This is a genomic window from Coxiella endosymbiont of Ornithodoros maritimus (genome assembly GCF_907164965.1).
Classification (GTDB): Bacteria; Pseudomonadota; Gammaproteobacteria; order Coxiellales; family Coxiellaceae; genus Coxiella.
This window is the reverse complement of record NZ_CAJRAM010000025.1, coordinates 1-12,527: the sequence shown is the minus strand read 5'-3', so window position 1 is coordinate 12,527 and position 12,527 is coordinate 1. Positions and strand designations below refer to the sequence as shown.

The following is a 12,527-nucleotide window of genomic DNA, read 5'->3' as shown; positions in this document are numbered from 1 at the left end:
CCCATGAACCCGATACCAATGGTTCGCGCCTCCACACGCTTCTATCAACCACACAAGCCACCTTAAGGCCTTGCCACAGTGGACACATATTGAGCGCCTAACCCCTCTCGTGTGGATCACCTTACCCCACTCATCAATCCCACACAGTTGAAAAACCCCTTTTGCAATAAATACCAACACCAAGTATTTTAATATCTTTCATGGCCCTGCTCCTTTTTTTAAAAATAGAAACTCTATGTTGGCGCATTATAACGCCCTCTTTAAGGAGGGGCACTTTTCATTAGGTTACTTAGCCACTGGGCCCGCAAGGTGGTATAGAAAACCTACACTTCTAATCGCATCCTTCTTTCAGTACAACTTTGAGAATAATAAAAAATCTTTCAAATATCTACTATTCTATTCGATTCTGCCTGGCCACCAGAAAATCAAGGATTTGCATCTTTTGATTTCGAAGAGTCCTTAATCATGAGCCTATGGATGATACTTTTCAAAATTACAGAAGCTAGAAACCTCATTGGGTGAGCTCCTTGATTCACTTTCATCTCTCTCAATGCCTATCGTGGATTTATCCGATTATCGCAACACCAAGAACTTATTATTACGCTCAAATACGCTTCCAGGTAACTGAGACTGTAAATATTGGTCATGAGTGACAATAATGATCATTTTATCTTTTGAAATCTCATTTAAACACGCAATGACTGTATCTATATTTTGTTTATCTATCGCATTACTAGGCTCATCCATTAATAAACAAGAAAAATCCCTAACTAAGCCAGTCATAAGAAAAAATTTTTTCTGGGTTTCCAAAGACATTTTGAAAAAGGTTACTCCTAAATATTGCCTGATATTAAAGCGCTTTAATAAATCAGAAAGAAGAGGTTCTTCCTTCGATGACCTCTTAGCAGAGTTTACTATGTTTAAAAATTCTTGACCTGAAATAAACGGATACATCATTATTTTATCAGGAACATAACTACCATAATCTGAAAAATTTTTTAGAAAAGTCATTGAATAAAATTTCTCTTCTGTCTTTTTTTTCAATATCTGCGATCAGTTTAAGATCTCTAACGCATTGAAACTTGCTTTACATGAATTTAAAAAGGGAATGTTCAACGTTAACTTTTTATCCACGCTGATACCGCTGTAGGATTTTTATCAGAGGTCAGAAATGTGGCTAGTACGGACCCTTTTCCATAGGAAATAATCTCTGCATCAACTATCTTGAACTCATCGCAGTAAAGAGGGGCTATTTGCCAAAACCATGACGAAAACGCAAACCTTCATTTTTATCAGTACCGATATCCGAAACAGTGATAGATTCGTCGTTTATTTTTTTCTTTACCTTTTAATTTTGCTTCTTTCTGCTCTCTTTTCTATCAACAAATACTTACCTGCCGCTTCAATTGATGCGGCTGGGACAAGGGATGCCAAGTCTCTCCCGAGGAGCCCAAAGTGGGTTTTTCTCCAAATGCGGCTTTAGCTTAAGGGGACGGCTCTCCTTTTAATTCCCTGCTTAATTCTTCCTTTTCATAATCTGTTTTCTTACCTCTTAAATTTACAGAACCATAAGTTTCATTCTTTTGATCTTACTCTAAGAGCGGAATTTTGATACTCTCTTTCGGTTGTTTCGTGTTGAAGAAACAACACCAAAAGGCTTTTAAAATTTTATTTTCCGTTTTACTTTCGGTTTTTTTCTTTTCCTCTTTTGTGGGGGGTTGAGAGGTTGGTGCGTAGTCTTTTTTGTACTCTCGATCAGGAAATTCCCTCCTACGAACAGAGGTCCTTGTTTTTGCTGCGGCGGCTTTGGTTGCTCCTGTATATCCGGCTGAGTCTTAAGGTTTTGTACGGTTTGTATGATTGCCTCTGCATCCCCTTCCTCAATAGATAAATGTAACGTGTTTATAAATGTTTTTAAGTACTCGGGGCGAATTCGAGGCGTTCCTCCACGCGGTTTAAGCATTATACATTCATCCTCTTTTCCCTTACGGAATTTATGGCTGATTGAAAAATACACCTTTCCGTTTTCTAAGTATAAAACCTTTTTATATTCCTCAAATGAACGTTTTTCGATACTCGCCTATGCGTCTTCTTTCCATGATCGTGGCATCGCTCGTTTAATACTCTCATCGAGGATATCGTTTTCTGGTACCATCACCACAGTAAAATAACATACCTCTTTAGATTTATTACTAATTTCCTAAAGAAAACGATTAAATTTAATCATTCTATTTTTATCGGTTCCAAATTCACTTAAATTCATAATAATAAAATATTGTGCCATTTTATCTCCTATATTCTTTTCTCAACGTTGTAAATTAAGAAGCTTTCGCAACAGGTTAAATTGATATCATTACCCACAAATCACAGCCATTTTAGACTTCGTCATTTCCATGCAAACAGAGTGACGAAGTTTTATTTAAAAAAACAAAAGCGGCGCATAAATACAAACGCAATACGGCAAATACCTGGTGAAAGTCGTGGGTCGAGAAATAGCAAACGTTGTTGACAGCTTTACCTTGCTAGAATAAATCAAGAAATTTTCCGATCAAAGGTTCCGTAAAAGAACCGAATAAAGCGTCTCTGATATTAATTAGGACGAGCGAGCACAGAGGCGGTAAACCAAACAGAATTTGGCACTTTTCCAAACGTAAATCCTTGCGCAAAAGCGCCTGTGCCAAAACCAAATAGAAATAATGAGCTGCCTTCTAATCTAATCGACACCGGCAAATAAAGCGCGCAGACTAATCCTACCAAATAGAGTATTAAACAAATCCACATAATGGCAAAATGTTTATTGAAGTGGCTGGATAACCACCATAAAATAGGCGCTCCCACCGCTAACCTTAAAAATAAACTCGACGTTAACGAAGCCGATTCTGGCTTATTTAAATGAAATAATGTCTGTTCAAATGTCGTTCCCCACAGACTACCTAACACGACCAATGGCGAAAAGGCTAAACCGCTGTAAAACATTAATAACCAATTGTGTTTCAATTTTAAAAGTTGAATAACATCGCGTAGTTGTATCGTCGGTTCAGTAGATACAAAAGAATTCGAAGGATATTTATTTTTGACACAAGCATAAAAAAGCAGAGCCAATACTAAACCAAATCGCCGTTGTTTTTAAATAGCTAAACGTTGTAAATGAAACGCAAACGCCCATTAAACCTCGCGCTAATAAAGCAATCTTTAAGGCTTGAGCGTGAGCAAAGAAAATAGCACCCAGGCCACAAAAGCAATGGCCATCAACGTGAGCAAGCGCGGATTATAGCGATCCAGCAAAGGACTCACGAAAATCTTGGCAATTAAATAGGGGTAAAGAAATGATGTGGCCAAATTTCTTAAACCGACGCCGTTCAAATGAAATTGACGCGTCAACTCAGTTGTCATCACACTGAGCGAGACTTGCAAAACGTATCTATAAAATAAAAACAAATCGTATAAACTTAAAAACCCAGGCGTAATAGCGAGTGCTAGTGCTGGCTTTCCTAAATTCATTTTGTAAGCGCCATAGCTTTTCTTTCTCCTTTGGGTTTTGCTTACGCTCAATCATAAAGTGTCCCTGTTTCATGCACCGCAACACCCCTGCGTAACTGCAAATGTAGCACGGATAAAACCTCGGGGTACTGTGTTTGTCAGGGAGTTTGATCACAAAATGGCGTTAAAAAGTCTTTCTCGATTCATAGATTTAATCTAGGTACCCTTTCAGAATTTCAAAATGGATACTACGCAAATGATCCCCCTCACTGCACATACCTCCTAACCTGGGGCGTCATCGGGATTGGGCTTATCCCATTTGAGAGGTCCCCAACCCCAATTTTTGGAATAAAACTATTTGATTCTTGAAGTCTGAAAAATACTAGGTTCGCGTGATTTCAAATAATGAATGATAAAATAGGTACTTAGTGCATCAAGCAGGTGCTTTAAAGTATGTCCGCTGATCGTTTCATGAGGTTGGCGATAGATTTCATAATCGTGATGTTCGACAAAAGCGCCCATTGTATAACTGATAAGTGCAAGCTAAATATAAGTTCATTTGTTATAGGGTCGAGGGAATAAAATTAATATGAAGGGCATTGAAAGCAATGACAAAAGTTGCACGGCAACATAAAATCGCAAATCACTCTATCCGATAGATTGAGAATAAATCCAATAACCGACACCGCTGATGCCCCACAAATATTAATGGGAAAAGCACCCATAATCCGGCTCGTAAACTAATTCTTTCAGCAATCATAGCGGAAAATAAATTCATAAAACCAACGCTAATGCCGAGTCGATCCCAAAGTAACGTTTTATTCGTCGGGGCCAAATGATAATAAACAGAGCCAAAACCAAAAAAAAACAAGTCCAGCAAAAAAAGCAAATGTAAAATATTTTTTCTGCACGATTTAAAAAAGTTTGGGAATCCATTTTTTGCTTGAATACAATACAAACCGTAGCTGCCAATTAAAAAGAAAAAATATTTGACGTTACATTAAAAAAATTAGGAATTCGTGCAATTACTCTTTGATCTGCAAAATGGTGATACGGCGGGCCCTGGGGGATAGGATCATACCAAATAAAAAACACTGTGACGACTGGAATGGATAAAAGGAAAAGAAGGTATTTAAAATTTTTCATTATCCATTTTTTCGCAATTCAAATTCGTCATCCAGTTTTCTCCACGTATCTATATAATCCGGTGTAGGCAATTTCTGCTTCCTGTGCCATAGTGATGCCCATAAATCCTTACCGCCTAATTTCGGCCGCTCAATGCTGAGAAACATAACGTGCGTAATCCCAAGCAGAACCCGCAAAAAATGCACATAACGTCCAGCAAATTTACCCTGCTTATTCATGGAAAAACCAAATGCCGAAATTAAGGGATGAGAATATGGTCCAATGACAGGCGTATTAATAGGGACCAGTAATTGCGGTATGTTATGAGAGCCGCGCGCATCGCCGCTGATAAAATGTTATGTAATCGCGTGGCAGAAACAGAAACCACTTGTTCTTCAGGTTTATAACGTGAGTGAATGGATTCAACCGCATATCGATCAGGATTTTGGAACAACGCGGCAACATCCCAGGAGCATTCGGGAATAGAAAGCTGAATAATGCGATCCTCGTTTTCCCCTTTGTAATCCATATCAATCACAGTAAACACCGGGCCTAAATGTATTTTTGGATTTAATAAAATCCCCCCATTATGCATCGGATCACAAAAAACTAAATAAAGAGGAAGATTAAATGCGCCGGGTGCGCACTTATCGCCTGAAAATATCATAAAAGATTCAGCCGGACGGTAATTGGATTTTGGATTAAGGGTAAATTCAATTTCAGCAACACCAGGTTCGACGCCTCGAACATTCCCAGAAGGCGCGTCCACGAGTAACCCTGGCCAGCGCCTTAATTGCCTTGCTCTTTCGCCACTGCAGTTGCTGTAAGAAAAGCTTGCCACGCAAAACCGACATGAACGTCTTCATTACTTAAACCCTGTTGATGCGAACAAATAATCGCAATATCATCGCCGGTGAAAGTTACCAATCCATCGATCAATAATCCGGAGTCGATATTCTTTTGAAGGGATTCCTGAACAGCATGTAGCATTTCAATGCTAGGTTGGGTGTGACCGCCGATGCTGTCCACATCGGCTTTAATAGCGCTTAAGGTGATTTCCATAATCCTCTAAATACAACGAGTTAATTATAATTTCATCCGAGTTTATACCAAAGCTATTTTTATGCCACTTTCATTTTTCAACTCTAAACGCGAATCTGTTAAAATCCACTTTTTTGATTTATTATGAAAAATTCTCCACTTAAATTTTGTAATGAAACTATTCATTCTGGGGAGCGGGTTTCCCTTCCATTACCTTTACCGGAATCGTTTAGTTATTCGCCCATGTATATGCCAATTAAAGTGATTCGGGGAAAAGAAAAAAGACCTTCTCTTCTCATTCTAGCAACTATGCGAGCTAATCAGCTAAATGGCACTGAAATTATAAATCGTTTATTAGATTATACTATTCTCAAACGGTTGCAAGGAACACTGATTACCATTCCAGTGATGAATGTCTACGGTCTCATTAACCGCTCACATTATTTACTTGGCGGAATTGAATTAGACTCTAATTTTCCCGGATCGAAGACCGGTTCATATGCTGCTCGGCTCACCGATCTTTTTTACAAAAGAAATACTCGATAAAGCAGACTATTGTATCGACCTCAAAATGGGGCTTTTAAATCAAACTAATTTTCTGCAAATTTACGTTAACTTTGAAAATGGAAAAGCAAAAGAATTAGCAAAAGCATTCGGTGCCCCGATGATTTCCGATATACTGATTGAAAAGGGTTCATTATGATCGCTAACAGAAAAGAAAAATATTCCCCTTTTGGTTTACGAAGCGGATGAACCCATGCACTTTGATGAACATGCGCTAAAATGGGCATTAAGCGTATTTTGAAAGTAATGCGAAATTTAAACTTGTTGCCAGAACAAAGCCGCTGTTATCCCCCAAAAACCACTAATTCTTTTTTTACTAAAGGCAATATTTGGGTTCGCGCGGCTACCAGCAGAATGAGTTATTCTAAATTTAAATTAGCACAACGTGTTTCAAATGGCGAAATTATTATGTACAATTAAAAATCCCTTTGGCGTTGGTGAAAGTGCGACAATAACCAGCCCCCAAGAATGCGTTATTGTAGATAAAAATAATTTACCGCTGCTTCATGAGGGAGAAACCTTATTCCCAGTTGCTGTCTTCCTGAAATAGAAAAAGCGGTGGCTCATCTTAAAAACTGGAAAGAACAAAGTATTGAGCAATTGGAAGAGTTTGAATAAGGGAATGAGCTGAAAGGAATAAACGATTTGATACAAGTGAATAAATCGCCCATTTCTTTTTTGGCTTTAATTATCTGTTTAATAGTCGCTTTCTTTTTCCTTTACAAATTTTTCTGAGAACTTTTATTAGGACCGTCGCTCATCAAATTATCCCTGACCTTCATTTGACTGCCGGAATCGTTTGCATTAATTTGCTCTGCTTATTATATCGCTTATGCAATTGTGCAAATTTTGGTGGGTGTCTTGGCGGATAAATTCGGTGTTAAACTTATTATGATTTTTGCTGTTTTAGCGTGCGCCGTCGGCGCCCGGATATTTGCACAATCCACTGGATTTGGATTTGCTTTTTTAATCACTTTTTAATGGGATTTAGTTCTTCTTTTGCTTTTATTTTTCTACTTGTCATCGCGGTGACCTGGTTTCCTCAACGTTATTTTGGTTTTTTCGCAGGAACTTCCCAATTTATCGGCACTATGGGGTCTCTGCTCGTCGGTGATCCATTGGTTTTTTTCTTTCAAAGGTGCACGGCAATTGGCGACTTGTGCTCAGTTTCATTTCGTCTTTCGTTGTGCTGCTGGCGCTGTTAATTTTGTTCATCGTAAGAAACAAACCGCGTGGCGGGGAACAAGCACTGATCTACCTAAAAAAAGCCACAGGGACTATCCCAACCATTAAAATTATTATTTAAAATTTCCAGATCTGGTATATCGCATTCTATTCAGCTTGCGTTTATGCTTCTTTTGTAGTCTTAGGCGCTATCTGGGGAACCGACTATCTGGAAGCCAGAGGACTTTTCCAGGAGCTCGCCGCAGATATGGTTTCTCTTACTTGGGTTGCGTTTGCAATGGCTTGTTCTTTACTAGGCGCTTTCTCCGATATTGCTAGGCGTCGAAAGCCTACCCTTATTTTTTGCAGTTTGCTTGGATTCCAATCGACCGCAATTATTACTTATCTCTCCATCCACGAACATTGGATCTACGGATTTTTGTTTTTTCTGATAGGGATCGCTGCTTTAGGACAAAACATTGGGTTTGCCATTATTTCAGAACACTCCTCATTAACCACTCGCGTATCAGGATTAGGGTTAAACAACGCCATGATTATTTTATTGGGTGCTATCCATACCCCCGTTGATTAGTCTTTTTATCGAGGGTTCTCACGGTGCTCTTGATAGGTAATGATTTTATTATCGGCTTTAACTTTCTGCCTGCGCTTAGTGTGATTTCTTTCTTCATCGTGGCTTTTCTCATAAAAGAAACTTATGGCAAACCGCAAAGGAAGCCGATTGTGTTAAAAACTGGATAGATGACAATCGTTTTTTAGAAATTAAGATTAATAGGAAAAATAACTAGAATGAAAAGGCTTTCATCAAGGTTTCTTCTTAATCGTCATTCCCACGCAGGCGGGCATCTGCTTAGTCCTTTTTCGTTTTTTCTTTTTTATCTTCTTGCTTTTCTGCTGTTTATTTTCCGGAGGATTGCGAAAAGCTTCTAGGTCTTTAAATAAATCATTCAGCAGTCGATTGACGTTAGCTAATTCTTTAGCCTGTTCCTCATGGGACTTTGTCAATTGTTGCGCGATAACACTTAGTTCTGCAATTTTCATTCCAATGGCGTCGCTGGGATCAGGGCTAGGCGTATTACTTTCCGGGCTGATCATGGATTTAATGTTATTTAAAACACCTTGAAAATCAAATTTCTTACCAGAGTTACTCATAAAAATTTCCCCCTTAAGGCAGAATTTTTTATAAAAGATTTAATTTTATCACTAGTTGTTTTCAACGCATTCGATCCGCGGGCAATCTTTGCAATACTAATATTAAGATCATGAGCAATTTCACACTGAGTTTTTTCACCCTTCAGTAAAGCCCGCACTAACTCAACTCGCAGCGCCAATTGTTCTTTTTCTTCTAAAGAAAATAATAAACCGAACAATTCGTCTAGCTGATTCAGCGTTTCGGCTTTCTGACACAGTGTTAAAAAACACCGCCAACCTTCCGGTTTAACAAGTACTCTTCCATTCTCCGCAAAACGAATCTCTTAGAGATTAGACAACGCAAATAAAGTTAACTTATTTAATTATCTTAATATGATCCTAAGGCCAGGGGCGTTATAATACAAAAATGCCGACTCTCTTCGAAGAGCACTTGAATATTATTCAAACGCTCCTTTGGAGGAGCTGATGGGGAAATTACTTGATCCAAATCAATCGACGAAACTAAATCAAATAGCTGATGAATTAAACGTTTTGTTTGACCACATATACAATAGCAGTGCTTCTGGTCAATGTTTATGCGGTTGCTTAGTGTTAGCAGGATGCGTTATACCAGGCATCGCTGCTCTTATTTATCCCAAAGAACCGAATCCTGGGCATAGTATCGATGGCATCAGACCTAACAACTGGATTCTGCTTCCTATATTCGGCCACTGACAGACTATCACCTATGAAAAAGGAGTTTATTGAAGCGCTTTTAAAATTCACACCTTCAAGCTAGATTGCTTCCTATGGTCAAGATTATGAAGAACCGCATACTCCAAAGTGGTGGAAATATTCGCTACCGCTCTACTTAATACTAATGGCTTCCCCTTAAAGTCGATATACCCCACGAACAAGTCCACGACACATAATTCAACAAGGTCTAATGTGTTCTACAAGCAACTGCAATTTCCGACGACCTTGGAACTCGTTGACATCCAACCGATAAGCAAGATGCACGTATTCGCAATGAAAATTGGGCCACTGTTCAAGATCCGCATGAAAAGCGATACCATCTAGATAATAATTACTCTCTGGCACTTGTAAAATCAATTTTAAATGACGTTGCCCCACGACGTGTTGATTGATCAATTTAAAACGCCCATCAAAAAGTGGCTCAGGAAAATCTTGGCCCCAAGGCCCCCCCCCGTGCATTAACAACGCCAACTCAAGCGTAAGCTCATTGGAAGCCAATTCACCGTCGCTCACTAACCGAGGCTGAAGATCGTCCTCACCTAAGTGCTCGGTCACCTCGCGAGAAAACGCTTCTTTGAACTCATCAAAACGTTCGAGCGGTAAGCTCAAACCAGCCGCCATCGCATGCCCGCCAAATTTAGTTACTAATCCCGGATGTTTGATAGCAATCGCTTCTAACACATTCCGAATATGTAACCCTGAAACTGAACGAGCAGAACCTTTGAGAGTAGTATTGTTCATTTTCGCAAAAACAATAGTGGGCCGATGGGTGCGCTCTTTAACGCGCGAAGCCACTAAGCCAACTACGCCTTGATGCCATTCTTCTTGATACAAACACAAAGCAGGTGGCAGTCCTTTATTTAAATTTAATCCATCGATGGCGTCAAAAGCTTCTTTTTGCATTTGCGATTCGATCACCCGCCGCTCTTTATTTAAATCATCCAAGCGATAAGCGATATCCAACGCAGCATCTAGGTTGTCTGCTAATAAACACGCTACGCCCAAACTCATATCATCCAAACGACCCGCCGCGTTTAATCGGGGCCCAATCCCAAATCCCAAGTCCGTCGCCCTCAGTTTCTCGCGAGGGCGTCCTGACACTTCTAATAGCGCTAAAATACCCGGATGCGCTTGGCCGACACGAATACGCCGTAACCCTTGATGCACTAAAATTCGATTATTTCTATCAAGAGGCACAATATCAGCAATCGTGCCCAACGCAACAAAATCGAGAAATTTTGCCATATTGGGACATTCCAATCCGCGCTGTTCAAACCAATTTATTTTTTTAAGTTCCGCACGCAATGCCAACATGAGGTAAAAAGCAACTCCGACGCCTGCTAAACATTTACTGGGGAAAGGGTCATCTTTGCAATTGGGATTAACGATGGCGTAAGCGGGGGGCACTGTCTCTCCCTGTAAATGGTGGTCGGTGATAATGACATCAATACCTAATTGATTCGCATGAGCAATCCCAGCGTGGCTGGAAATACCGTTATCTACAGTGATGATTAAATCGGGACGGTGGGACGAAGCCAAATCAACAATTTCCGGCGTTAAACCATAACCATAAGCGAACCTATTTGGTATTAAATAAGAAACATTTTCCATATCAAAGGCGCGCAATGCACTGACAGTGAGCGCAGTGCTTGTTGCGCCATCCGCATCAAAATCACCAATGACTATAACCTGCTGCTGGTCTTTTAATGCTTGCGTTAATCGTGCTACGGCTTTATCGATGTTCAATAAAGAGGAATAAGGGAATAGATTTTTTAGTTCATTCGTTAATTCGTCGGGTGAATTAACATTACGTGCCAAGTAAATACGTTGCAGAACGGGGTGAAGACATTTAAACCCATTTTGTAATTCTGGTACTACACGTCGGATAATTTTTTTTTCCACGAAAACTTCCTTTTATTTTCGCGTTTCCCTTCACAATTTATTCAGTGAGATTATTTTTAAATAATAACAATAACTATCCCAAGTATACAAGTTAACTGCTCCAAACAATTTTTAAAAATATAAAAAGACACCTCCCCTTTACAATAGGAAGGCTTGTAAAAGTAGAATTACTTGATTTTTTTGACTTGATTTTTTTGGAAATATAATTAATTGCTTCCTAAGCTAATCTGCAATGCAGCACGATTACAAGGTTATTTGATGCCTCCTACAACTACTCCTTTACATTGCTCTAGAGCGACTGAAACCTTCGTATAACAGCAATTATCGGGTGATCAGTATCGTATAATCTTTATGTGTTTAAGTCTACACCATTTTGAATTAATATTCTCTTAAGTTTTAAGCTTTATAATTTAATGACTAGCTAATACACGTGAGGACCAGTTAAAATCTAGCATGCTTAATGCTTTTTATAGTTCAAAATTTCCCATCCTTAACGTAGATGATACTTTTTTCCTACGCGAGCAAATGGTTAAAGACGTAGAAGCGTTTTTTGAGTATTACGCCGATCCCGACGTTGCTCATTATATTCTCGCCTCTAACCCAAGAAACCTTGCTGAAGCTGCCGCTGAAATCACCTATTGCCACGACCTTTTCAAATATAGACGAGGTATTTACTGGTCGTTAGCACGGAAAGAAGATGACCGAATGATCGGATCTATTGGGCTTTATATCAATAATCAGCATTACCGTGCGGAGATTTGCTACGATCTCTCAAAGCACTACTGGAACCAAGGTATCATGACAAAGGGGTTACAAGTCGTCGTCGACTTTTCTTTTAGTCGCATCGCCCTTAATCGTATTGAGGCGGTCACTTTAAAGGAAAATGCAGCCTCTATTGCAATGCTTAAAAAAGTGGGATTTCCTCATGAAGGAAGTCTGAAAAATTATCGTTACTATCACGGCCGATCCCACGACGTTGAGATGTTCGCCATTACTCCGGAAATGAGGTCTAATCAGAAGCTAGAAAAGAGTTGGGCAAGGCATGAAACTTTTTAAACCTTGACTTATGAGCCTTCAATGGCAAGAGGATGCGATTAGAAGTGTAGGTTTTCTATACCACCTTGCGGGCCCAGTGGCTAAGTAACCTAATGAAAAGTGCCCCTCCTTAAAGAGGGCGTTATAATGCGCCAACATAGAGTTTCTATTTTTAAAAAAAGGAGCAGGGCCATGAAAGATATTAAAATACTTGGTGTTGGTATTTATTGCAAAAGGGGTTTTTCAACTGTGTGGGATTGATGAGTGGGGTAAGGTGATCCACACGAGAGGGGTTAGGCGCTCAATATGTG

Annotated in this window: 6 protein-coding genes and 8 pseudogenes; 6 read left to right on the top strand and 8 right to left on the bottom strand. The window is 39.4% G+C overall.

Annotation, left to right across the window (positions count from 1 at the left end):
* The 5 genes and pseudogenes from OWO34_RS02520 to OWO34_RS02500 form a co-directional block, all read right to left on the bottom strand.
* Window positions 1-202, bottom strand: a pseudogene (locus OWO34_RS02520) (IS110 family transposase); the annotation flags it as partial.
* 371 nt (window positions 203-573) lie between these two features.
* A complete protein-coding gene (locus OWO34_RS02515) occupies window positions 574-1,044 on the bottom strand; it encodes a P-loop NTPase family protein (protein WP_267256453.1) in 471 nt (156 codons plus the stop codon).
* Between the two features lie 1,331 nt (window positions 1,045-2,375).
* Window positions 2,376-3,501 (bottom strand): annotated as a pseudogene (locus OWO34_RS02510) (MFS transporter).
* 333 nt (window positions 3,502-3,834) lie between these two features.
* Window positions 3,835-4,626: pseudogene (locus tag OWO34_RS02505) on the bottom strand (ceramidase domain-containing protein).
* Window positions 4,626-5,667 (bottom strand): annotated as a pseudogene (locus OWO34_RS02500) (fructose 1,6-bisphosphatase). The pseudogenes OWO34_RS02505 and OWO34_RS02500 overlap by 1 nt, the downstream one beginning before the upstream one ends.
* 123 nt (window positions 5,668-5,790) lie before the next feature.
* Here OWO34_RS02500 and OWO34_RS02495 point away from each other — a divergent pair.
* The 4 genes from OWO34_RS02495 to OWO34_RS02480 all read left to right on the top strand — a co-directional run bounded on the left by OWO34_RS02495 (window position 5,791) and on the right by OWO34_RS02480 (window position 7,966).
* Window positions 5,791-6,192 carry a succinylglutamate desuccinylase/aspartoacylase family protein gene (locus OWO34_RS02495; protein ID WP_267256452.1) on the top strand — a complete coding sequence of 134 codons (402 nt, stop codon included), beginning with the start codon at window positions 5,791-5,793 and terminating at the stop codon, window positions 6,190-6,192.
* A gap of 412 nt (window positions 6,193-6,604) precedes the next feature.
* Window positions 6,605-6,760, top strand: a complete 156-nt coding sequence (locus tag OWO34_RS02490) for a hypothetical protein (RefSeq protein WP_267256451.1) — start codon at window positions 6,605-6,607, stop codon at window positions 6,758-6,760.
* A gap of 236 nt (window positions 6,761-6,996) precedes the next feature.
* Entirely contained in the window at window positions 6,997-7,191 is a 195-nt protein-coding gene (locus OWO34_RS02485; RefSeq protein WP_267256455.1) for an MFS transporter, read from the top strand.
* Between the two features lie 481 nt (window positions 7,192-7,672).
* The gene (locus tag OWO34_RS02480) at window positions 7,673-7,966 is read left to right on the top strand and encodes a hypothetical protein (RefSeq protein ID WP_267256450.1); all 294 of its coding nucleotides are present in this window, start codon (window positions 7,673-7,675) and stop codon (window positions 7,964-7,966) included.
* A 276-nt stretch (window positions 7,967-8,242) separates the two neighbouring features.
* Here the strand turns inward: OWO34_RS02480 and OWO34_RS02475 are convergent.
* The 3 genes and pseudogenes from OWO34_RS02475 to recJ all read right to left on the bottom strand — a co-directional run bounded on the left by OWO34_RS02475 (window position 8,243) and on the right by recJ (window position 11,181).
* A pseudogene (locus OWO34_RS02475) lies at window positions 8,243-8,544 on the bottom strand (hypothetical protein).
* A pseudogene (gene trpR / locus OWO34_RS02470) lies at window positions 8,541-8,848 on the bottom strand (trp operon repressor). The pseudogenes OWO34_RS02475 and trpR overlap by 4 nt, the downstream one beginning before the upstream one ends.
* 608 nt (window positions 8,849-9,456) lie before the next feature.
* A complete protein-coding gene (gene recJ, locus OWO34_RS02465) occupies window positions 9,457-11,181 on the bottom strand; it encodes a single-stranded-DNA-specific exonuclease RecJ (RefSeq protein WP_267256449.1) in 1,725 nt (574 codons plus the stop codon).
* 453 nt (window positions 11,182-11,634) lie between these two features.
* Here recJ and OWO34_RS02460 point away from each other — a divergent pair.
* Together OWO34_RS02460 and OWO34_RS02455 are read left to right on the top strand one after the other, a co-directional pair.
* Window positions 11,635-12,251: pseudogene (locus OWO34_RS02460) on the top strand (GNAT family N-acetyltransferase).
* Between the two features lie 157 nt (window positions 12,252-12,408).
* Window positions 12,409-12,527: pseudogene (locus OWO34_RS02455) on the top strand (IS110 family transposase); the annotation flags it as partial.

What these genes read in the sequence shown, in the direction of transcription:
- OWO34_RS02480 (WP_267256450.1), top strand. Translation starts at nt 7,673, where the DNA reads ATGGCTTGTTCTTTACTAGGCGCTTTCTCCGATATTGCTAGGCGTCGA.
- OWO34_RS02490 (WP_267256451.1), top strand. Translation starts at nt 6,605, where the DNA reads ATGGCGAAATTATTATGTACAATTAAAAATCCCTTTGGCGTTGGTGAA.
- OWO34_RS02495 (WP_267256452.1), top strand. Translation starts at nt 5,791, where the DNA reads ATGAAAAATTCTCCACTTAAATTTTGTAATGAAACTATTCATTCTGGG.